This window comes from Oleiphilus sp. HI0086, from assembly GCF_001635225.1.
In genome coordinates, this window is record NZ_LWFZ01000419.1 from 1 (window position 1) to 697 (window position 697).

The 697-nt window shown below is 46.8% G+C and carries 2 pseudogenes; both read right to left on the bottom strand.

The features are described from left to right. Nucleotides 1–163, bottom strand: a pseudogene (locus tag A3756_RS28970) (protein-(glutamine-N5) methyltransferase, release factor-specific); the annotation flags it as partial. Between the two features lie 29 nt (nucleotides 164–192). After that, nucleotides 193–630: pseudogene (locus A3756_RS28615) on the bottom strand (peptide chain release factor-like protein); the annotation flags it as partial. Nucleotides 631–697: the final 67 nt, after the last annotated feature.

Genomic DNA, 697 nt, shown 5'->3' on the forward strand with positions numbered 1-697 from the left:
CGGTTTGGTCTTGATCCAGACTTTTATCAGGCCAGGTCCGTAAATAAGCACGCTCGCAATCGAGCACGTGACATAAGAGCAGCTCAACATCCAAAGATGCCGAACTGCTTGTCAATTCGAGGGATTTTGCCATCGCCTCTGAAATAGTCAGTTGATGGCTCATATCAAACTCCAATAAGCTATATCTACTTATTACTCACCCATAGAAGTGAGTAATTCAGCCTGATGCTCTTGCAATAAAGGCTGTAACACCTGGTCCAAATCACCTTCCATAACTTCAGCTAGCTTATAGAGCGTCAAATTAATTCGATGATCAGTCATGCGACCTTGAGGAAAGTTATAGGTTCTGATTCGCTCAGAACGGTCACCACTACCTACGAGACTTTTTCGTTGATCTGATTGTTCTTGAGCATGCGCTTCCTGTTCAGCCGTCAGTAGCCTCGATTGCAACAAAGATAGAGCGCGAGCCTTATTCTTATGCTGTGATCGTTCGTCCTGACACTCAACTACCACACCTGTTGGCAAGTGGGTAATACGAATAGCCGAATCCGTTTTGTTGACGTGCTGACCACCGGCGCCCGAAGCCCGGAAGGTATCGATACGCAAGTCAGCCTTATTGATTTCGATCTCATCGTGTACAACGTGTTCCAGAAACCGAATCGCAAGGCAGGGTTCATACTTCGGCTTGTACGGTGGC